The following is a 22482-nucleotide window of genomic DNA, read 5'->3' as shown; positions in this document are numbered from 1 at the left end:
AACGAAGGAGTTTTTGGTCATGGATCAGTTCGCTCAGAACGATACCCAGAGGCCGTCCCGATTCCCACCTGCCGGCCGCCCGGCCGGAGTGGCGACGGGAGGGGAATTCCCGCGGGAGTGCCCGCGCGGAGCGGCACGCGACGGACAGGCGGACGCGTCCAACCAACCGTTCTTGTCACTTGGACGCACTGTCCAGGGTGCGCGAGAGCCACGGACAGCCGCTCCTCACGAGGGAGCAGCTTCGACGCGACGGCGGCCTGCCTGCTTGTCTGTCCGCCCGTCAGCCGGCCAGCCGCACGCTTCGCCCACGTGTCTTCATCCGACCGCATCCTCCCCCATCCGCTGTTCTCCTGGAAAGGGTGTCCGTAGTCAGACTCCCGGACGGGACCCTAGAGTTCGGTGGTCTCGGCTCTCTCACTGGAGTGGTGTCCCGCATGGAGACGGACTCGACGACGGACTCGACGGACGAACCCGCGCAGGGCCGAGGACGCGGGGTGCGAGGCCGTGGTGCTCACCGTCGACGTGCCGTGGATGGGCCGCAGGCGGCGGGACGTACGGAACCGCTTCGTCCTCCCCGGTCATGTGCGCGCCGCCAACCTCACGACGACGGCGGCGGCGCCCTGGACGACTGAACCGGCGGCGGGTGACACCGCGCACCGTCGGCTCGCCGACGCCTCCGCTGTAGCCGAACACACCAGCCGGACGTTCTCCTCCTCGCTGACCTGGGCGTCCGTGGAAGTGCTGCGCCGGAGCACCCGGCTGCCGCTGGTCCTGAAGGGTGTGCTGTCCCCCGAGGACGCCCTGCGTGCGGCGGAGTGCGGCTGTGACGCGGTGGTGGTCTCCAACCATGGGGGCCGTCAGCTCGACGGGGCCGTCCCCAGCATCGACGCGCTGGCCGGGCTGGTGTCGGCCGTGGGGGCGACCTGCGAGGTGCTGCCGGACAGCGGCGTGCGCGGTGGCACCGATGTGCTGAAGGCCCTGGCCATGGGCGCCCACGGCGTGCTCGTCGGGCGGCCGGTGATCTGGGGACTGAGCACGGCGGGGGAAGCCGGTGTGCGGCAGGTCCTGGAGCTGCTGGCCGACGAACTCCGGGACGCACTGGGCCTGTCGGGATGCGGCGGCGTCGACGAGGCCCGTCGGCTGCGGGCCGTCCGCTGACCCGGCGCGGGAGACCCGTCAGGGTGTGGCCGTCGGGTAGGTGTGGAATCCCGAGGCGCTCTTGCGGCCGGTGCGGCCCTCGGCGACCAGCTTGGCCAGCAGCGGGCTGGGCAGGAAGCGGGGGTCGTTGGTGTGTGCGTAGAGCACGTTGAGGGTGTCCACGACGGTGTCCAGTCCGATGAGGTCGGCGGTGGCGAGGGGCCCGGTGGGGTGGCCGAAGCAGTCGCGGAAGATCCGGTCGACGACGGCGGGGGTGGCGGTGCCCTCGTGGACGACGGTCGCCGCCTCGTTGATGGTCAGCATCAGGACGCGGTTGGTGACGAACCCCGGGGCGTCGGCGACCACGACGGGGGACTTGCCGAGGGAGACGAGCAGATCGAGGGTCCGTTGCAGGGCGGCCGGGCTGGTGGCGGCGCCCCGCGCCACTTCCACGGCGGTTTTGACGGGCGCGGGGTTCATGAAGTGGGTGGCGAGTACCCGGTCCGGACGCGAGGTCGCGGCGGCCAGCGCGGCCACGGGCACGGCCGAGGTGCAGGACGCCAGGATCGTGTGCTGCGGGCAGATCCGGTCCAGCTCGCGGAAGATGTCCTCCTTGAGCGGCTGGCGTTCCGCGGCGCACTCGACGACGAAGGCGGACCGGCGCAGGTCGGCCAGGTCCGCCGTCCAGTGGACGCGCGCGAGTACCGCCGCCACGTCGGGACGTTCCCCGCCGCTCAGCACCGCCTGCCGCAGGCCGCGGCGCAGGCGCCGGGGCGCGGTCGCGCGGGCCTCCGGGGACGGCTCTGTGACCGTCACCTGGTGCCCCGCGCGAGCGAAGCACAGGGCGACGCCCACACCCATCTGCCCGGCGCCGACGACGCCGACGGGGTCCAGGTCCTGGACTGTCTCGGTCATGAGGGTGCTCCCGCGTCGGTGATGAGTCGGACATGGCCGGGTGGCGACGGCAGCGGCCGGCCGGGGTCGTAGGCGAGGAGCATCCTGCCGTCGTGCCGCTCGGCGAGCGCGAAGCCCGCGAACCGGAGGGTGACTAGCATGATCCGGTTCACCTCGGTGGGCACGAACCAGGCGTACGGGGTCAGGCCGCGGGCCAGGGCGGTGCGGACGAGGTGGTCGAGCAGTGCGGAGCCGACGCGGCGGGACATGACGCGGCAGGACATCAGCAGCAGATGGAGCACGGCGCGGTCCCCGGTCAGCTCCGTGACCGACAGGCCGATGGTGCCGTAGTGCCCGAAGCGGTCCTCCAGGTCGGCGACGAGCACCTCGTGTGTGGCGGACCCGGCGAGTTCGCGGAGCTGTTCCTCGTCGTAGGTGAGGCCGGTGGTGTTGAGCTGGTGGGTGCGTACGGTCAGTTCACGGGCGCGCGCGAGGTCCTCGCCGGTGGCCCGGCGGACGTTCATGACGAGCCCGAGCCCGGTCAGGAACTCCTCGGGTGTCCCGGCGAAGTCCTCCTGTGCGGTGGTACGGGCCTGCTCAGCGCGGTACATCCCGCGCCGGGCCCCGGCCTCCGGTGTGACGGTGCCGGGCCGGAACTCGGGCAGTGCCGCCAGTTCGGGCACCCGGTGCGCCGGATAGCAGCGGACCTCGGGCAACGCCGCCCGCACCTCGGCCAGTTCGAGCCCGTCGTTGTCGACGAAGGCGACCGTGTCCAGGCCGATGTTCAGGGTGGCGGCGATCCGCCGTACGGCCTCGGACTTCGCGCCCCACCCGATCTCCAGGGCACTGAAGTAGCCCGCCAGGCCGTGTGCGGTCAGATGGGCGTGCGCGACGTCGTGGTCGCCGCGGCTCGCCACGGCGTGCAGGATGCCCCGGCGGTCGAGGGCCTCGATGGCCGCGACCGCGGCGGGCAGCGGCCTGGCCGGGTCGCCCTCGACGACGACACCGTCCCAGACTGTGTCGTCGAGGTCCCAGACCAGGCACTTGACCTCGCGAGTACTCGTCGTCATGTTCTCCCCCTTCAGGATGCCGTGCCGGGCCCTCCACGGCGCAGCACGAGGTCCCCGATCAGCACCTCGGCCACTTCACGGGAGCCTTCGATGATCTGCATGATGCGTGCGTCGCGGAACAGCCTGCCGACGGCGCTGTCCGGGCCGCAGGCGGCGGAGCCGTGCAGTTGGAAGGTGTCCTGGCTGACGGAGGCCGCCGCTGAGGCGGCTGCGTACTTGGCCACCACGGTCTCCGCCAGGGCTTCGGGCGAGCGCCGGTCCCGCAGGTCGGCCGCGTGCCCGCACAGTTGCCGCGCGCCCGCCGCCGCCACCTGGGCACGCCCCAGTACGGCCCGTACGGCCTGGTGGTCGGCGAGCCGGACGCCGCCCTGGGTGCGGCGGGCTGTGTGCCGGGCCGCGTACGTCAGACATGCCTCGGCCAGCCCGGTGCAGCCCCAGGCCACCGTGTGCCGCCCGTGGTCGATGGCTGCCGCCGCCACATGGGACAGGCCGAAGCCGGGCGGCGCCACGAGATGGGAGGCGGGCACCCGCACTTCGTCGAAGGTGACATGTGCCAGCCCGGCGGCGCGCATGCCGAACGGTTCCCCGACCGGCTCGACGGTCACGCCCGGCCGGTCGGACTCCACCAGCAGGGCTGCCGTCCGCCCGTGCCCACCGTCCGGTTCCCCGGCCCCTTCCTCGCCCGCTCCCCCGGCCGCCGTCCGGTCCTCCGTACGGCCGATGACCAGGAACACGTCGGCGATCGTCCCGAAGGTCACCCACAGCTTGCGTCCGGTCACCGCGTATCCGGTGCCGTGTGCGCGCACGGACGTCGTCAGTGCGCCGAGGTCGCTGCCCGCGCCCTCCTCGGTGGCGGCGAATCCCGCCAGCCGGTCACCGGCCGCCAGCGCGGGCAGCCAGGCGGTGCGCTGTTCGCCGGTCCCCCAGCGCAGCAGCGCCGACGCGACCATGCCCTGGACGGTGACGAGGCCGCGCAGCGCGCTGCACACACCGCCGAGCCGCGCGCATGCCTCGCCCAGTTCCCGGGCGCTCGCCGCGGCGCCGCCGTAGTCGCGGGGGAGGTCGGCTCCGAGCAGCCCGCCCGCCGCCATGGCCTTGACGATGTCGCCGGGCAGCCTGCCCGCCCGGTCCCAGGCGTCCGCTTCGGCCCGTGCCGCGTCGGCGAAGGCGGCCACGTCCATGAGGTCACCCATCGGCGTGCTCCGGAACGCCGCGCTTGCGCCGTACGAACGCCGCGATGCGCGACGCCGTACGGAAGTTGTCGAGGTCAAGGTCCTCCACCTCGACCTCGACGCCGAAGCGCACCTCGACCTGGGTGACCAGTTCGAGTGCCAGCAGCGAGTCGACCAGGCCCTCGCTCACGTAGTCCTGGTCCACGGTGAGCTGTCTGCCTCCGGTGGCGGTGGACAGGAACTCCAGGATGCTGTCGGTGATGTCGGTGGTGTCGTCGTCCGGATGCCGTTGTGCGTTCATGCACCCCCCATTCGTCGGACCGTTCGTTCGGATTCCATGTGCCGGCTGGTACGTCGGTCCGGTGCGGGGGCACACCCGCTCGTCCGGCCGTCAGAGGAAGAGTGCGTCACCGTCCCGCTCCCCGTGTCCGACGAGCATCGCGCTCCATGCCGCCGCCGGGCTCATGTTGAGGACCACGGCCGTCCCGCCCTCGGGCAGTTCGCCGCGTTCCCTCGCGGTCTCCAGGTTGAGCAGCGCGTCGTTGGGCCCGAGGTGGCCGTTGGTGCGGAGGTTGTCGGCGCACGCGTCGGAGATCTTGACGTCCAGTGCCTCGGCCACGACCCGCAGTGCGGCGGACGACAGGTTCTGGCCGACCCAGCAGGAGACGGCGTCCCGGTCCACGCCGTTGCGCTCCAGCAGCCGCCGCACCAGGTCCGTGATCCGCTTCCTGGACTCGACCGCCAGCGTGAAGCTGTAGCGGGGCAGGTCGGTGCACTCCTCTCGCCACTGGTCCGCGTCGTGGTCGCGGTAGTCGACCTGGAACAGGTCCCAGTAGGCGCCGCTGGTCTCCAGCAGGATGTCCCTGACGCGCAGCGGGCCCTGGCGTGCCACCAGGACTGCCTGCCCGCTGTCTCCGTTGACGGTCACCGGATGCCGGTAGCGGCGGCGCGTGACGGGCTTGCTGCCGTGCAGCACGAGGATGTGCCCCGCTTCGGGGTACGCCGTGAGCAGGCCGCCCGCGCTGAGCAGCGCCGGCACCACGGTGGCGCAGCCCAGCCCGCCCACCGAGAACGCCCAGGCCCGGTGCGCGCCGAGCGCCGCCTGGACCCGGGTGACCTCCGAGGTGGAGAGGGTCTCAGGGGCACGGGACTCGATCATGATCAGGCCGTCGAGCCGGTCCGGGCTGAGTCCGGCGGCGGCGAGCGCGCGCTTTCCGGCGCTGCTCGCGAGGTCCACGGCGGACAGGCCGTCGCCGACGGTGACCTGTTCGATGCCGAGGGCCAGGCAGGAGGCGCGTTCCTGCTCGGTCTGTCCGGCCAGTTCCGGCAGGTCGGCCAGGGGCACCCGGTCAGGCAGGTGGGTGACGGGGGTGTGCAGGGCGAAGCTCATTCGGAGACCCTCCGCTCCAGTTCCTCGACCTCGGCCTGGCTGAGCGACACCAAGGGGAAGTCCGACGGGACGTGCCCGCCCGCGTCGGGCCGCGCTGCGTGCGCCGCCAGCCCCGTGAGGACCGCTGCCCAGCTCTCGCACAGTTCGGCCAGTTCGCTCTCCTCGAACAGCTCGCCCGAGCCCCACAGGAGCAGTTCCAGCGTCCGCCCCTCAGACCCTTCGTGGACGGCGCCCATCGCTTCGAGGGCGTGGCCGAGGAACGTGGTCTCCTCCAGGTCGCCGCCGGTCTCCAGCAGTCGCCAGCCGTCGGCGGCGTCGTGCCCGGCCGCGTCGTGCCCGGTGGCGCCGTTCCCGCCCGGTGCGGCGACCGGCCCGGTCCCGGAGAGTGTGCCGAGGTAGTTGAAGCCGACCGACGCTCCTGGCAGCCCGGCGAGCGCTGCCCCGGCCTCGGGGGCGAGATGACGCAGCAGCCCGTAGCCCAGGCCGTTGCCGGGGATGGTGCCGAGCTGTTCCCTGACCCGTTTGACGACGTGTCCGGCCGAGGGTCCTCCGGCCCGCACCTCGGCGAAGTCGATGTCCCCGGGGTCGAGGCGTACGGGGTAGGACGAGGTGAACCAGCCGACGGTCCTGGACAGGTCCATCTCGCCGTCCAGCGGCTCACGGCCGTGGCCCTCCACGTCGATGACCACGGGTCCCGCCCCGGTGCCGCGCGCGGCCCGCCATTCGGCGACGGCCGTGGTCAGCGCGGCCAGCAGGACGTCGCCCGTCCCGGTGTAGAAGACGGCGGGGACGGCCGTCAGCAGTTCGTCGGTCACCTCGGCGGGAACCTGGACACGCACACGCTGGCCCTTCCCCACCGTGTCACGGTCCGGGTCGAGGGGGCGTCCGCCGAACTGCGGTTCGCCCGGTGCGAGGACGGCTTCCCACACGGGGAGCTGGGCCTTCAACGAGGAGTCCTCGGCCTGCGCCGCCAGCTCCCGTGCCCACCGGCCGAACGAGGTCGGCACCGGGGGGAGGGACACCGGGCTCCCGGAGGCGAGGGCCGCGCAGGCTGCCGCCAGGTCGGGGAGCAGTACCTGCCAGGACAGCACGTCGACCACCAGGTGGTGGACGGCGATCAGCAGCCTCCCCTCCTCCTCGGCGCCCCGGTCGAGCCATACGTACCGGGTCATGTCCGCGGTGTCCGGGGCGAGTTGCCCGGCGGCCTCGCCGCTCTTGCGTTCGGTCAGTGCGGCCAGCGCTTCGGGGCCGAGGCCCGTCGCGTCCACCCTGCGGACCTCGGTGGCCGACTCGGGTGCGGTGCCTCCTGTCTCCGGGGCTGCCACCTCCAGCGCCCAGGAGGCCGGGTCCTCGGCGTCCTCGCGTACGAGGCGGGCCCGCAACATCTCGTGGTGCGCCGCGACCGCTCGTGCCGCAGCGGTCAGTGTCTCCCGGTCCAGTCCGGCGGGGACCGCCACCACCACGCTCTGGGTGAACCTGCCCGGCATTCCGGCCCGCTCGGCGAAGTCCCGCATGACCGGGGTCAGCGGGACCCGGTCCACGGTGGTGCGGTCCGTCGCGGTCCGGTGCGCCGTGGTGCGGTCCGTGCCACCGCGCGGGGTGTCCTGCGCGGGGGCGGAGGCAGCCGCCGTGGCCGGGCCCGTGGCCACCGCCGCGAGCGCCGCGGGGGTCTTCAACTGGAACAACTGCCGCTGGGTGATGACCACTCCGGCCCTGCGGGCACGCGCGACGAGCTGGATGGACATCACCGAGTCGCCGCCGAGCGCGAAGAAGTCGTCCTCGGGCCCGACCCGCTCGGCGCCGACGAGTTCGCCGAACAGCCGCCGCAGGACGCTCTGCGCGCCCTCGGACGGTGCGGCGGCCTCCCCGCCGGGGCCGCTCGCGACGGGTGCTGCGGCTGCCGCAAGTACCGTCTCCGGGGCACCGCTCGCGGTCCCGGTGGCGGGAAGGGCCGCCGTCCCGGCGGGCGCGGAAGGAACGCTTTCCGCCGTCGGCCGCTCCACCCGCCGCGCCTGGCCCTCCGGACGCGGCAGCCTCCCGATCGCCGTGCCCGGTTCCGTGACGGCCGCCGTCGCCAGCGCCGGGAACCAGCGCGCGAGATGTTCCGCCGTAGCGTGGTCGAAGAGCGAGGCCGCGTACTCGACCTCCCCGATCATGGCGCCGGATCCGGAGTCGACGAGCGAGAAGGAGAGGTCGAACTTCGCGGTGCCGGGCACGACGCCGCCGATGTCGGTCCCCCAGTAGCGCCCCACGTCCAGGCCGACCATCCCGCCCTGGTACTGGGGAACGTTCTGGTAGGTGTACGTCACGTCGTACAGCGGGTGCCTGGCCAGGTCACGCGGCATGTTCCCGGCAGAGATGATCTTGTTGAGGGGGATCTCCTCATGGTCCAGGACACCGGCGACGGTGTCCGCGCACCGCCGCACCAGGGAGTCGAAGGAGATGTCCTCGCTGATGCCGCGGGTGCGGAACGGCGGAAGGCTGTTGAAGTAGCCGACGAGGTCCTGCACATCGGGGTGGATGCGTCCCGAGGTCGCCACCCCGATGACGACGTCGTCGTGCCCCGACCAGAGGTGGATGAGCCCGTCGAGCACGGCGAGCATGGCCACGAAGGTCGTGACGCCGTTCCTGCGGCTGTACTCGCGCAGCCGCTCGGCGACTTCCGCTTCGACGGTGAAGGCGACCTGACCGCCCTCGTACTCCTGGACCTCCGGGCGCGGGCGGTCCAGGGGCAGTTCGGGGCGGCTCAGCCCGTCGAGCTGGTCACGCCAGAACTCCAGCCCGCGCTCCAGCCGGGGCCCGCTCAGCGCGGAACGGTGCCAGGCGGCGAAGTCCTGGTACTGCGCGGGCAGTTCGGGGAGCCCGGGGTCCTCGCCCGTGGTCCGCGCACGGTAGAAGGCGGAGAGGTCTCGGCTGAAGAGCTGGGTCGATCCCCCGTCGTACACGATGTGATGGAGCGTCAGAGCCAGGACGTGCTCCTCCTCGGCGAGCTTGATGAGGAGGGCGCGGTACGGGGTGTCCCTGGTGAGGTCGAAGGGGGCCGAGATGGTGTCCAGGATGAGGTCCTGGACACGCCCCGGGCGCTGCTCCACCGGTATCCGGCTGACGTTGACCGACGCCATGAGGGGCTCGGGTGCCGTGTAGGTCACATAGGGGCTGCCGCCGTCATCGGTCAGGAAGAGGCTCCGGAGGCCCTTGTGCCGTACGGCCATGTCGGCGAGCGCGTCCTGCATGGCCTCCTCGTCGAGCGGCCCCCTCAGATGGACCAGGACGGGGACGTTGTAGAGCGGGCTGCCCGGGTTGACCTGGTCGAGGTACCAGAGTGGTTCCTGGCCGAACGAGAGGGGCATCGGGCGGTCGGGCGGGAGCGGGGTGATCGGCTCGTCGGCCGTCGCCGTGCCGTCCTCCTCGGCGCTCGCGGCGAGTTCGAGCAGCCGCGTGGCCAGCCCTCGGACCGTGCGGTACGTGTAGAGGTCGGAGAAGGTGACCTCCACGCCGAAGTGCTGCTGGAGGCGGCGGAGCAGTCCGACGCCGACGAGGGAGGTGCCGCCGAGCATGAAGTAGTCCGCGTCGGGCCCGATGTCCGGTTCCTCCAGCAGTTCCGTCCAGATCGCGGCGACCCTGCTCTCGGTCGCCGCCCGGTCGGAGGGTGCCACGGCTGGCTGAGCCGTGGCGGCCCCCTCCGTCGGACCTTCGCCGGGCCGGGGCCTGGCGGGCAGGCGGCAGCGGGTCGGCTCGAAGGGGTAGGTGGGGGCCTCGATGCGCGGCGGGGGGTTGTCCCGGTAGTGGCGGTCCCAGTCGAGGGGGGCACCGAGCGCGTACAGCCTGCCGAGCCGTTCCAGGACGCCGCTCCGGGAGCCGTCGGCGGCCAGCCCGACCACCGGAAGTCCGGGCGCCAGCGCGGCGATCTCCCGCGCCAGGACTCCGCCGTCGCCCAGCACCACCGCGACCGCGCCGTCCCTGACGAATCCGGCCACCACCCTCTCCAGCCGTGACCGGTCCAGTTCGGCGGTCAGCCGGTGTCCCGCCGCCTCGGCGACGGCCGCCGCGAGCGTGATCCGCCCCCGTGCGGCGCGGACGGCCAGGTTGCCCGCGCCCGTGCCGATCAGGCTGACGTCCGTCAGTCCCAGCGATTCGGCGACGTGGCACAGTCCGTACTGCCGCACGACCAGCGTGGCGGCGGGCCCCAGCGACCCCGTCTCCGGGCCCTGGCACTCGGCGGGTACGGGGAAGTCCGTGCACAGCCGCGCCCAGACCTCGTCGTCGATGAGCGCGTCCCCGGAGAACAGCAGCACCGGCCGGGGCGCGTCGGCCGCCGCCTCCTCGGGCAGGGTGGCGGCGCGCAGCCGCGCGGCCAGTTCGCCGGTGTCAGCGGCGGTGACCGCGATCCGGTAGGGGTGGTCGTCGCGTCCCCGGTTCAGGGCGTGTGCCACGGACCGCAGAGGCTGGTCCGTACGCTCGGCGAAGGCGGCGACCAGGCCGCGGTAGCGGTCGAGTGCGGAGAGCGCAGCGGCGGAGACGGTGACCAGTTCCGTGCACTGGCCTGTGGCCGTCGCCGCGTCCCGCTCCGCGAGCGGTTCGGCGCCGGACGCGCTCACCGGCTGGCGGGAGGCTGCGGGCGGCTGCTCCAGCACCGCGTGCACGTTGGTGCCGGTCAGGCCCCAACTGCTCAGGCCAGCGCGGCGCGGGGTGTTCTCGGGCTGCCAGGGCCGGTCATCGGTGCTCACGTACACCGGGCCGCCGAAGTCGATGAGCGGGTTGGGGGTGCTGAAGTTGGCGGCCGGGTAGTGCGTGCCGTGCCGCAGGGCCGACATGACCTTGAAGAGTCCGGCGATACCGGCCGAGTTCCCCAGGTGCCCGATGTTCGCCTTGACGGAGCTGATGGCGCACTGGCGCCCGGTCACGCCCGATTCGGCGAAGGCGCGGCGCAGTGCCTCCACCTCGACGACGTCGCCGAGCGGTGTGCCGGAGCCGTGGCACTCGATGTAGCCGATCGTCCCCGCGTCGACCTGGCCGTCCCGCCACGCGTCGGTCATCACCTTCGCCTGGCCGAGCTGGCTGGGCGCCGCCATGCTGGCGGCGCGGAAGCCGTTGTGGTTGACGGCGATGCCCTTGAGGACGGCCAGTACGTTGTCGCCGTCGGTGACCGCGTCGGTCAGCGGCTTCAGCAGGACGATGCCGCCTCCCTCCCCGGCGACCAGCCCGTCGGCCGCGGCGTCGAAGGGGCGGCAGTGCTGGTCCCCGGACTCCAGGCCCTGCATGGGTATCCAGTCGGCGCGCCTGATGAGCCGGGGGAAGAGGTTGACGCCGCCGACGACCGCGAGTGGCACCTCCCGCGCCCGCAGCTTGCCCACCGCGAGCCCCAGCGCGGACAGCCCGCTGCTGCACGCGGTGTCCACCACCAGAGCGGGCCCCTGGAGGTCGAACAGGTAGCTGAGCCGTGCGGCCAGGGCCGCGGTGGAGGTGCCGAGGATGGACTCCACGTCCCGCTCGCCCCCCGCAGCCGCTCCCGGGTCGATCGCCGCGAGCAGCACCGCGGCATCCGTACCGCGCAACGCCGCGGGCGCGTACCCGGCGGATTCGATCGCCTGGTGGGTGAGGAGCGCCAGCAGCCGCTGGTGCGGCTCCATCAGCTCGGCCTCGCGGCGGGGCAGTCCGAACAGCTCGTGGTCGAACAGGTCGATGCGGTCGAGGTATCCCATGGCGAGGTACGGCACGTCGGGGTCGTCGTCACTGGATCGCATCCGGTCGGCTCCCGGCATGCCGACGCTTTCCCGTCCCGACCGCAGGTTGGTGTGGAACGCGGCGAGGTCGGCGGCGCCGGGAAAGATCCCGGCAGCCCCGATGATCGCGACGTCGTCCTTCCTCATCTCTTCTCCGATGTTCGAATCGGTCCGGGACAGGTCCGGCTTCCGCTACAGCTCGTAGGTGTGCTCGTCGTCGACGGACAGCGGCCGGCGGCGGTCGACCGCCTCGGCCATGGCTTCGATGGTCGAGAATTCGAAGAGCAGCGCGACGGGAAGTTCCTCGCCGCTGAGGCGGGCGAGTTCGTTGCGCACCGTCAGCAGGGACAGGGAGGTGCCGCCCATGTCGAAGAACTTCTCCCGCATGCCGAACTCCTCGTGGCCCAGCACCTCGCACCAGACGCGGTGCACGGCACGCTCCGTCGCGGTGCGCGGGCCCCGCTCCCCCGCCGCGCGTGCGTGCGCGGGCGCGGGCAGCGCGGCCCGGTCGATCTTGCCGCTCGGGGTGAGCGGCAGCGCGTCGAGCGGCACGATCGCCGCCGGGACCATGTGGTCGGGCAGCGCCCTGGCCACGTGTTCGCGCAATATTTGCGGGTCCGCCTTACCGCCGTCCGGGACGACGTAGCCGACCAGTTGCCGCTCGCCCGGCCGGTCCTCCCTGACGGTCACCGTGGCCCGGGCGACGTCCGGGTGGGAGGCCAGCAGCGCCTCGATCTCGCCGGGTTCGATACGGAAGCCCCGGATCTTGACCTGGTCGTCGGCACGGCCCACGAACAGCAGCTCTCCCCCGGCGCCCCATTTCACGAGGTCCCCGGTCCGGTACATCCGCGCGCCCGGCACATAGGGGCAGGCCACGAACCGTTCGCCAGTGAGACCCGGGCGGCCGACGTAGCCCCGGCCCAGGCCGGGTCCCGCGATGTAGAGCTCGCCCGTGGTGCCGGCCGGGACCGGCTGGAGGAAGCCGTTCAGTACGTAGAGCCGCATGTTGTCGACCGGGCGGCCGAGGGGCGGCGAGGGGTCGGTGGGTCCTGAGCCCTCCGGCAGTGCGACGGCGGCGGACATCACCGTCGTCTCGGTGGGCCCGTATCCGTTCCACATCACCGCACGGCTTCTCCAGCGGCTGACGAGATCCGAGGTCAGTCGCTCGCCGCCCAGCAGCCAGTGGCGCACCCCGGTCACCGTCCCGGGGTCCAGCACTCCCAGCAGCGAAGGCACCACGCTGGCCACACTCGCGCCCGACTCCCGGATCATCCTGGACAGCGCGTCCGGGTCGACCCGCTCCCGTTCGGAGGCGATGGCCAGCGTGCCGCCGCAGGTCAGGGTGCCCGCCACATCCAGCACCGACGCGTCGAAGCTGAACGAGGCGAACTGAAGTGTCACCACGCCCTCGGCCGCGCCCAGCCCAGCCCGCATCCCCTCCGCCGTGTTCAGCAGCGCCCGGTGGGAGACGGCCACGCCCTTGGGGCGGCCCGTGGAACCCGACGTGTAGATCACGTAGGCCAACTGGTCCAGAAGCAGGGGTCTCGGCGGAGTGGGGCCGGGGCCCGCCGCGGCGGCCTGTTCCGCTTCCTCCAGCAGCAGGCCCTGACCGGGCCGCAGGGGGACCCGCGCCAGCGTCCCTGCGGTGCCGAGCACCACTACCGCGGCGCTGTCGGCGACCATGAAGGCCAGCCGTTCCGCCGGATATTCCGGGTCCAGCGGTACGTACGCGCCACCCGCCTTCCAGACGGCCAACTGCGCCACGATCATGCCGGCTCCACGCGGCAGGCACAGGCCGACCAGGCTCTCCGCGCCCACGCCGAGGCCCGTCAGATGGCGTGCCAGGCGGTCGGACCGCTGCTCCAGTTCCGCGTACGACACGGTCACGGAGCCGCACCGCACCGCCGTCGTCTCCGGTGTCCGACGTGCCTGCTCCCGGATGAGGCCGACCACGGTGCCCGGCGGGAGCGTGCGCTCCCGCCCCTCTCCTCCCGCGAGGACCAGGGCACGCTCGGTGTCGTCCAGCACGTCGAGTTCGCCGATACGGGCCCGGGGGTCGTCCGCCACCCGGGTCAGCACCCGGATCAGCCGCTCGGCGACGGCGCGGACGGTGCTCTCGTCGAACAGGTCCGTCGCGTACTGGAGCTGGCACGACAGTCCGTCGGGCTCGCCGCCTGTGCCGGTCAGCTCACGGATCAGGAACGCCAGGTCGAACTCCGCCGACGACGCCTCGAAGGGCTCGAACTTCACGCTGAGGCCGGGGAGCGCGGGTCTGGCCGCCGGGGTGTTGTGGAAGGCGAAGCCGACCTGGAACAGCGACTGCCGGGACAGGGAGCGGTCGGGGTTGAGGACCTCCACCAGGCGGTCGAACGGCAGATCCTGATGGGCGTATGCGGAGAGATCGGCCTCCCTGACCCGGCGGACCAGCTCGGCGAAGGTGGGGTTGCCGCCGACGTCGGTGCGGAGCACCAGGGTGTTGAGGAAGTAGCCCACCTGCTCGTCGAGGACCTCGTCGCCACGGCCCGCGACCGCCAGCCCGAAGGGGATGTCGTCGCCCGCTCCCAGCCGGGACAGCAGCACCGCGGTCGCGGCACGCGTCACCATGGCGACGGTGGCATCGCACTCGCGGGCGATCTCCCGCAGCCGCTGGTGCGCCCGTGCGGGCAGCAGGACCGAGAGGGTGCGGCCCCGGTGGCTCGCCGCCTGGGCACGTGGCCGGTCGAAGGGCAGGTCCAGCTCGCCGGGCAGGTCCCTCAACGTCTGTGTCCAGTAGGCGAGTTGACGGCCGAACAGGCTCTCCGGGTCCTCCTCGTCCCGCAGCAGCTCACGCTGCCACAGGGTGAAGTCGGCGTACTGCACGGGCAGTGGGGGGCGGTCCGGGGCCCGCCCGCGTATCCGTGCCGCGTACCCGGCCGCGAGGTCGCGCAGCAGCACGTCCACCGACCACCCGTCGGCGGCGATGTGGTGCACGACGACCAGCAGCACATGTTCCTCGGGGCCGGCCGCGAACACGGTGGCGCGCCAGGGCGGGCCCGCTTCCAGGTCGAAGCCGCGTGCCGCGCCCTCGGCGAGGGCGGCGGGCAGTTCCTCCTCGCGCACCCGCACCGTCGGCACGCGGGTGTCCACCTCGTCCAGCACCTTCTGGTACGGGACGCCGGCGGCCTCCCCGTAGACCGTCCGCAGCGTCTCGTGGCGTTCGACGGTGTCGCCCCAGGCGGCCTCCAGCGCGGCCACGTCCAGGCTGCCGCTCAGCCGCACGCTCAGCACGATGTTGCTGGCGTTGTCCGGGCCGACGAGCCGGTCGAGGAACCACATGCGCTGCTGCCCCGGGGACATCGGCAGCGGCCTCGGGCGCTCCGCGCGGACGATGGCGGGGCGGGCCGCCGCGAGCCCGCCGAGGCGCCGGGCGAGCAGCGCGGGGGTCGGTGCCTCGAACAGCATCCGGTTGGACAGCTCGACTCCCAGCACCGTGCGTATCCGCCCGACCAGCCGGGTGGCGAGCAGCGAGTCGCCGCCGAGCTGGAAGAAGCTGTCGTCGGCGCCGACGTGCGGTGTCTCCAGGAGCTGTCCGAAGAGGAAGCAGAGGATCTCCTCCTGCGGGGTGAGCGCCTTGCCGCCTGTCTCGGCGGGGACCAGCGCGGAGCGGTCGACCTTGCCGTTCGCCGTCAGCGGCAGCCGGTCCACGACGACGGTCTCCGCGGGCGTCATGTACTCGGGGAGGCGTGCGGCCGCGTACTGCCGTACCGCGTCGCCGATCTGTGCTCCCCGGGTGTCGGGCACGACGTACGCGACCAGGCGCTTGTTCGCCGCCCTGTCCTCGCTGACGACGACTGCCGCCTGGGCGACCTCAGGGGAACGCGCGAGGACGGCGGCGATCTCGTCCGGCTCGACGCGGTAGCCGCGGATCTTCACCTGGTCGTCGGTCCGGCCGAGGAATTCGAGCGCGCCCTGCCGGTTACGGCGGACCCGGTCCCCGGTGCGGTACATGCGGGCGCCCGGGGTGAAGGGGGAGGCGACGAAGCGTTCCGCGGTGAGCCCGGGGCGCCCGAGGTAGCCGAGGGCGACGCCGTTCCCGGCGACATACAGTTCGCCGGGCACGTGCGCCGGCACGGGCCGCAGCACGTCGTCGAGCACATAGAGACCCACCCCGGCACGCGGGCCGCCCAGCGGCAGCGGATCAGGTGCCACCGTGCCGGGCGGCACCGTGTGGACGGTGGCGCACATGGTCGTCTCGGTGGGCCCGTACAGGTGGCGGATCGACGTGTCCGGGCAGGCGGCGGCCACCCGGGCGACGGCCTCAGCGGGCACGACGTCGCCGCCCGTGAGCACATGGCTCAGCCCCTCGAAGCACTCCGGGCACTCCTGCGCCAGTACCCGGAACAATCCGGCCGTCAGATGCGCCGAGGTCAGTCCCGCTTCGGCCACCAGCTCGGCGATCAGGTCGGCGTCGGCCACGATGTCCTCGGGTGCCACCACGACGCAGCCGCCGTTCAGCAACGGCACCCAGATCTCCAGGGTGGCGGCGTCGAAGGTGTGCGGGGCGTGGAAGAGCATCCGGCTGGTGGCGACGTCGCCCCAGCAGGGGTCGGCGGCCAGTGCGGCGACACCGCCGTGGGTCGCCGTGACGCCCTTGGGTGTCCCAGTGGAGCCGGAGGTGTACATCACGTAGAACGCGGAGTCCGGGGACACCCCGGTCATGGGGCCGGTCACGAGGCCGGATGTGAGGTCGGACGTGAGGTCGCTGGTGGGATCGGCCACGGCGTCCCGCAGCACGGCCTCGGTCACCTCGAAGACCGTGTCGGCGTCCTCGCGCTGGAACCCGGTGCGCTCGGCCGGCCCTTCGGGGTCGAGCGGTACGAAGGCCGCCCCCGCCTTGGCCACCCCGAGCAGCACGACCAGCAGTTCCGCCGAGCGTGGCAGGGTCACGGCCACCCGGTCCCCGCAGCGCACACCCTGTGCCGTCAGGAAGCGGGCGAACGTGTCCGAGCGGCCGTCCAGTTCCCCGTAGCTCAGACTCACCTCGCCGGACACGACGGCCGTCAGGTCCCGGCAGCGCTCGACGACGCGGCCGAACCGCGCCGTCACCGTCTCTCCCGGCGCCACGTCAGGTGTCTGGTCCGGGCCCGAAGTCAGCCGTTCCCGTTCGCTCTCCGGCAGGGTGTCGAGGTCGCCCAGCCGCAGCCGCTGGTCGGCCGCGAACTGCTCCAGCACTCGCACGAGACGGTGGCCGGTCTCCCGGACGGTGTCCTCGTCGAACAGCTCGGGCCTGTGGTCCAGGCGCAGTTCCAGGCCGCCGTGGGCGGGTTTGGCGCCGAGGGCCAACGCGAAGTGCGTCGATTCGCGGGTCGCGGTGCCCGTGAGCGTCAGGCCCTCGACGGAGGGGGCTACGGCGGTCGGGTCGTCCGGGTAGTTGCCGAAGGCCAGCAGGGTGTCGAAGCCCGCGCCCGGCCCGGCGAGCCGCTGGATCTCCGTGAGCGCCAGATGCTGGTGGTCCAGCAGCGCCGCCTGCTGTGCCTGGAGACCGGCCAGCAGCTCGCCGACCGTCAGGCCCGGATCGAGCCGTACGCGGACGGGGACGGTGTTGATGAACAGGCCGAGCATGTCCTCCATGCCGGGCAGTTCGGCGGGGCGGCCTGAGACGGTGGCGCCGAAGACCACGTCCCGTCGTCCGGCCAGCTGTCCGACCACGACGGCCCAGGCCGCCTGCAACACCGTGTTCAGCGTCAGACTGCGGGCGCGGGCCAGCGCGTTCAGCTCTCGGGCCAGCTTCTCGTCGGCGGCGACGGTCACCACGTTCGACACGGTGGACACGGCCGTAGGCGCGAGCGGTGCGACGAGGGTGGGTTCCTCCAGCCCGTCCAGCGCCTGCCGCCACGCCGCGCGGGCCTCCTGCTGGTCCCGGTCGGCCAGCCAGCCGAAGTAGTCTCGGTAGGGGGCGACTTCGGGGAGGGCGCTCGCGCTTCCGCCGGCCGCGTAGCACGTCCACAGCTCCCGCATCAGGATCGGCAGGGACCAGCCGTCCAGCAGGATGTGGTGCAGCGTGATCATCATCCGGTAGTGGTCCGCTGCCACCTTGACCAGCAGCACCTTCAGCAGCGGCGGGCGCGCGAGGTCAAAGCGGCGGGCGCGCTCCTCGACGCCGATGCGCTCCGACTCCTCCCAGGCGGCCTCTGCGGTCAGCCCCGACAGGTCTTCCTCGCGCCAGGGCAGCGTCACCTGCTGGGGGATCACCTGGACGGGATGCTTGCGTCCCGTCAACTGCCAGAAACCGGCGCGCAGGCTGGTGTGCCGGTCCACGAGTGCCTGCCAGGACCTGCGCATCGACGGTGCGCTCAGCTCGCCCTGGAGGTCGAGGATGATCTGCTCGACGTAGACGTCCTCGGCCTGGCCGTCGAAGAGGGCGTGGAAGAGCAGCCCTTCCTGGAGGGGTGTCACCGGCAGCACCTCGGACAGCTTCGGGATCGCCGTCTCCAGTTCCTCGACCTGGCTCTGCCGCAGCGTGACCAGCGGGGTGTCCGAGGGGGTGCGGCCACCGCTGTCGGGTCCGGCGGCGTGGGTGGCCACACCAGCGAGCACGGCCGCCCAGATGTCGAGCAGCTTCCGCGCGTCCGCCTCCTCCAGCAGCCGCTCCGGCCAGGAGAGCCGGAGGGTCAGCTCCGGGCCACCGCCGGGCCCGTCCTGGGCCAGGGCCTGGATCTCCAGGGCGTGCATGACCGGGGCGGAGCTGTGGAGGGCGGCGCCGGGTGTGGTCTCGGGCGCGGTCTCGGGGGCGGGGGCGCTGGGTGCGGTCTCGGGTGCGGGGGCGCCGGGTGCGGGCGTGGCCGCGGGCTGCCAGTCGCCGCCACGGGACGGGAGGCGGCCGAGATAGGTGAACCCGATCTGGGCCGTGGCGAGGCCGGACAGGGCGGCGGCCGTCTCGGGGTTGAGGTACCGCAGCATGCCGTAGCCGAGCCCGTCGCCGGGCACGTCCCGTAGCTGCTCCTTGACCCGCTTGACCACACGGCCAGCGGCGGGGCCGCCCTCACGCACCTCGGTGCCGCGAACGGCACCGGCGTTCAGCTTCACCGGGTGGATGCCGGTGAACCAGCCCACCGTCCGCGACAGGTCGGCTCCCGCGCTCAGCGGCACACGTCCGTGCCCCTCCACGTCCACCAGGAATCCGCCCGCGGCGACGGTCGCCACTCGCCACTCGCCGACCGCCGCCGCGAGGCCCGCCAGAAGCACATCGTCGACGCCCGCGTGGAACGCCGTCGGCACGGCCGTCAGCAGCGCCGATGTCACCTGGGAAGGCACCTCGACCGACACCCGCCGCACCGTCGCCTCGGTGTCACGGTCCGGGTCCACGGGTTCCAGGGTCAGTAACGGGTCACGTGCGCTCAACAGACGCGTCCAGTAGGACAGTTCACCGGTCCGTCGCGCGTCGGTGGCCTGCGCGGCCACCTCGCACGCCCACTGCCGGAACGGCGTGGCCACCGGATCGAGCACGGGCCGGTGGCCGTCCGCCAGTGCCGCGTAGGCCCGCTCCAGGTCGGGCAGCAGGATCTGCCAGGACACCGTGTCCACCACGAAGTGACTGATCGCGAGAAGCAACCGTCCGGGCTCGCCCGGCCCCGCGTCGAGCCACACTGCCTGAAGCATCACGCCGGAGCGCGGGTCCAGCCGCTCCACGGCCCACCGCAGCCGCGCCTCGGCCGCCGGTCCGGGGTCCTGTCCTGTGACGTCAACCCGGTGCAAGAGTTCCTCGGCGGCGACGGCGACGGCGCTCGCCTCGGGAACCACCAGCCGCCAACCACCCTCGCCCCCGCCCCCGTTCCCCTCCTCGCCCTCGTCCGCGCTCCCGCCCTCCAGCCTCGCCCGCAACACGTCGTGGCCGTCCAGCACGGCACGCAGAGCACCGGTCAGCGCCGCCGGGTCCAGCCCGGCCGGGGTCACCAACGTCGCCGACTGGAAGACCTTGGCAGCCTCCTCCGGACCGGCCCGGTCCAGCAGTTCCCGCATGACCGGGGTCAGCGGGACCTCGCCGGTGGCTGGCATGCCGCTCGGCACGGCACCGTCGGCCCTGCCCCCATCCGCATCCGTGGCGACGGCGACGGCCACGGCCACGGCCGCGAGACCGGCGGGGGTACGGTGCTCGAAAACCTGGCGCGACGTGATCACCAGGCCCGCGCGACGTGCGTGCGAGACCAGCAGCATCGACAGGATCGAGTCACCGCCGAGCGCGAAGAAGCTGTCGCCCGGGCCCACCCGCTCCAGTCCGAGCACCTCACCGAACAAGCCGCACAGCAGAGCGCTGCCGGGCATCTGCTGGGAAGCCTCTTCGAACGGGCCGTCCGCCGGGAGGGCCGACAGTGCCACCAGCGCGGGCCTGTCGAGCTTGCCGTTGGGCGTCAGCGGCATCTGGTCGAGGGCGATGACCGCCGACGGCACCATGTACTCGGGCAGGACCGTGGCCACGTGTTCGCGTAGTTGCCGCGTGTCGGTCTCTCGTCCGTCGGCTACGACGTAGGCGACGAGCCGCTTGTCCCCGGGCCGGTGTTCGCGGACCACGACGGCGGCCTGTCCGACGTCGGGGTGGGCGGCGAGCACGGACTCGATCTCGCCGGGCTCGATACGGAAGCCGCGGATCTTGACCTGCTCGTCGGCTCGGCCCGCGAACTCCAGCAGACCGTCGGCCGTCCAGCGGGCCAGGTCGCCCGAGCGGTACATACGGGCACCCGGCACGAAGGGGTTGGCGACGAAACGGTCGGCGGTCAGGTCCGGGCGGCCCACGTATCCGCGTGCGAGTCCCGCGCCCGAGACATAGAGCTCACCCGTCACACCAGGAGGCACCGGCCGCAGGAATCCGTCCAGGACGAAGACCTGTGTGTTGCCGATCGGGGCGCCGATCGTGGGCGGGGTGTCGTCGGGGGTGATGCCCTCGTTCAGGAGGGTGGCGGTGGTGATGACGGTGGCCTCGGTCGGGCCATACGTGTTCCACACCCTCGACTGGGCCCGCCACTTGGCGGCCAGGTCGGCGCTGAGGCGTTCCGCGCCCAGCACCCAGTTCTCCACGCCCCACACGGTGGACGGATCGAGTACGCCGAGGAGGGAGGGCACGACGCTTGCGACGCTCACTCCAGCGTCGCGGATCATGGTGGCCAGCGCCTTCGGATCGGTGCGCTCCTCGCCGGAGGCGATCGCGAGGGTGCCGCCTCCGGCCAGTGTGACGGCCACATCCAGCACCGCAGCGTCGAAGGAGAACGACGCGAACTGCAACGCCACCGTCCCCTCCTCCACACCGAGGACGGGACGCATCACCTCCGCCAGATTCGCCACACCACCATGCGCGACCGCCACACCCTTCGGCCGCCCCGTCGAACCCGACGTATAAATCACATACGCCAACTGCTCAGGCACCACCGGCACGTCCAGCGGTCCGGGTTCCTCCGCCGTGATGGCCGCTGCGACGTCCGGGTCATCCAGCACCACCACAGAGGCCGTGCCGCCCTCGACCTGCGCCACCGTCTCCCCAACGGCCAGGACAACCGTGGCCGCGCTGTCGGACACCATGTACACGAGCCGGTCGGCGGGGTACTCGGGGTCGAGCGGGACGTAGGCGCCCCCGGCCTTCCACACACCCAGCATCCCGACGATCATGTCGACGCCACGCGGCAGGCACAGACCCACCCGCGACTCGCGCCCCACACCCAGACCCCTCAGATATCGGCCCAGTTGGTTGGCACGCGCCTCCAACTCCCCGTACGACAACGCCTGATCGCTGGAGCGCACCGCCAGGACGTCCCGAGCCGACGCCACTCGCGCAGCGAACAGCTCCGGCACGGAACCCGACGACACCCGCACCGTGTCGTTCCACTCCCCCACCACCCGCGCACGCTCGGACTCCCCCAGCATCTCGACATGCGCCAAGCGCACATCGGGGTCGGCGGCCACCTGCTCCAGTACCCGCACCAGACGGTCGGACAGGGCATGAACAGCCGACGCATCGAGCACCTCGGGCCGGTGGTCGTATCGGAGGACGAGGTTGTCGTGGTGCGCTTTCACTCCCAACGCGAGCGTGAAGTCGGTCGATTCACGCAGGTCGGCATCCGTGAGAGAGAACGCCTCGGAGGAAGGTTGCGCGAATGGGTCGCCCGGATAGTTCTCGTAGGCGAGGAGGGTGTCGAAGGTGGCGCCGGGGCCGGCGAGCCGCTGGATCTCGGTGAGGCTCAGGTGCTGGTGGTCCAGCAGCGCCGACTGCTGGGCCTGGAGCCCTGCCAGCAGCGCGGTCACGGTCTGGGCCGGATCGAGCCGCACGCGCACGGGCACGGTGTTGATGAACAGGCCGAGCATGTTCTCCATGCCGGGCAGATCGGCGGGACGCCCGGCCACGGTGGCGCCGAAGACCACGTCACGACGCCCGACGAGCTGACCCAGGACCACGGCCCACGCCACCTGCACGACCGTGTTCAGCGTCACCCCATGACTACGGGCCAGCTCATGCAAGGAAGCAGTCAGCCACGTGTCCACCGTCGTGGTCACCTTGTCCGGCAGAGAGCCCGCTCCAGCGGGATCGGCCGGTGCGACACGGGTGGGTTCCTCCAGCCCGGCGAGTGCGTCCTGCCAGGCGTCGCGGGCTGCCTGCTTGTCCTGACGGGTCAGCCAGGCCAGATAGTCACGGTACGGAGCCACGGCGGGAAGGCCGGACGCACTGCCCCCGGCCGCGTAGCAAGCCCACAACTCCCGCATCAGGACCGGCAACGACCAGCCGTCCAACAGAATGTGATGCAACGTCACCAGCATCCGGTAACGCCCCCCGGCCACCTTGACCAACGCCACCCTCAACAACGGCGGACACGCGAGATCGAAACGGCGGACCCGGTCCTCGGCACCAATCCGCTCCGCCTCCACCCAGGCCGCCCCCTCCCCCAACCCGGACACATCCTCCTCACGCCACGGAAGAACCGCATGCCGCACAACCATCTGAACGGGCTCCTCCATCCCAGCGAGCAGACGGAAACCCGACCGCAGCACCCCATGCCGCTCCAGCAACGCCTCCCACGACGACCGCAACACCCCCGCATCAACACGCCCCTCAAGCGTGAGCACCATCTGCTCCA

General features: G+C 72.4%; 8 protein-coding genes. 1 reads left to right on the top strand and 7 read right to left on the bottom strand.

Going from position 1 to position 22482, the window contains the following annotated elements; translation table 11 throughout:
• Positions 1 to 399: 399 nt before the first annotated feature.
• Positions 400 to 1158 (top strand): alpha-hydroxy acid oxidase, encoded by a 759-nt coding sequence (locus ACYVOO_RS18720; RefSeq protein WP_461016776.1) that lies wholly within the window; start codon positions 400 to 402, stop codon positions 1156 to 1158.
• Between the two features lie 18 nt (positions 1159 to 1176).
• Here ACYVOO_RS18720 and ACYVOO_RS18715 read toward each other — a convergent pair whose 3' ends face one another.
• The 7 genes from ACYVOO_RS18715 to ACYVOO_RS18685 form a co-directional block, all read right to left on the bottom strand.
• Entirely contained in the window at positions 1177 to 2052 is an 876-nt protein-coding gene (locus ACYVOO_RS18715; RefSeq protein WP_461016775.1) for a 3-hydroxyacyl-CoA dehydrogenase family protein, read from the bottom strand.
• Positions 2049 to 3101, bottom strand: a complete 1053-nt coding sequence (locus ACYVOO_RS18710) for an HAD-IIIC family phosphatase (RefSeq protein WP_461016774.1) — start codon at positions 3099 to 3101, stop codon at positions 2049 to 2051. The genes ACYVOO_RS18715 and ACYVOO_RS18710 overlap by 4 nt, the downstream gene beginning before the upstream one ends.
• An 11-nt stretch (positions 3102 to 3112) precedes the next feature.
• Positions 3113 to 4294 carry an acyl-CoA dehydrogenase family protein gene (locus ACYVOO_RS18705; RefSeq protein ID WP_461016773.1) on the bottom strand — a complete coding sequence of 394 codons (1182 nt, stop codon included), beginning with the start codon at positions 4292 to 4294 and terminating at the stop codon, positions 3113 to 3115.
• On the bottom strand, positions 4287 to 4574 hold the full coding sequence (locus ACYVOO_RS18700) for an acyl carrier protein (RefSeq protein WP_461016772.1): 288 nt from the start codon (positions 4572 to 4574) through the stop codon (positions 4287 to 4289). Before ACYVOO_RS18700 ends, ACYVOO_RS18705 begins: the two co-directional genes overlap by 8 nt.
• 90 nt (positions 4575 to 4664) lie before the next feature.
• Positions 4665 to 5663: a 3-oxoacyl-ACP synthase gene (locus ACYVOO_RS18695; RefSeq protein WP_461016771.1), complete on the bottom strand. Its 999-nt coding sequence runs from the start codon at positions 5661 to 5663 to the stop codon at positions 4665 to 4667.
• On the bottom strand, positions 5660 to 11533 hold the full coding sequence (locus ACYVOO_RS18690; RefSeq protein WP_461016770.1) for a condensation domain-containing protein: 5874 nt from the start codon (positions 11531 to 11533) through the stop codon (positions 5660 to 5662). The genes ACYVOO_RS18695 and ACYVOO_RS18690 overlap by 4 nt, the downstream gene beginning before the upstream one ends.
• Before the next feature lie 45 nt (positions 11534 to 11578).
• On the bottom strand, positions 11579 to 22474 hold the full coding sequence (locus ACYVOO_RS18685) for an amino acid adenylation domain-containing protein (protein WP_461016769.1): 10896 nt from the start codon (positions 22472 to 22474) through the stop codon (positions 11579 to 11581).
• Positions 22475 to 22482: the final 8 nt, after the last annotated feature.

The organism is Streptomyces daliensis, assembly GCF_054782395.1.
Note: the sequence above shows the minus strand (reverse complement) of the source record. Positions and strands in the feature narration are given on the sequence as shown.

Bases quoted from the DNA above. Each gene is read 5' to 3' on its own strand.
- ACYVOO_RS18715 (WP_461016775.1), bottom strand. From the start codon at position 2,052: ATGACCGAGACAGTCCAGGACCTGGACCCCGTCGGCGTCGTCGGCGCC.
- ACYVOO_RS18710 (WP_461016774.1), bottom strand. From the start codon at position 3,101: ATGACGACGAGTACTCGCGAGGTCAAGTGCCTGGTCTGGGACCTCGAC.
- ACYVOO_RS18690 (WP_461016770.1), bottom strand. From the start codon at position 11,533: ATGAGGAAGGACGACGTCGCGATCATCGGGGCTGCCGGGATCTTTCCC.
- ACYVOO_RS18695 (WP_461016771.1), bottom strand. From the start codon at position 5,663: ATGAGCTTCGCCCTGCACACCCCCGTCACCCACCTGCCTGACCGGGTG.
- ACYVOO_RS18700 (WP_461016772.1), bottom strand. From the start codon at position 4,574: ATGAACGCACAACGGCATCCGGACGACGACACCACCGACATCACCGAC.
- ACYVOO_RS18705 (WP_461016773.1), bottom strand. From the start codon at position 4,294: ATGGGTGACCTCATGGACGTGGCCGCCTTCGCCGACGCGGCACGGGCC.
- ACYVOO_RS18685 (WP_461016769.1), bottom strand. From the start codon at position 22,474: ATGGTGCTCACGCTTGAGGGGCGTGTTGATGCGGGGGTGTTGCGGTCG.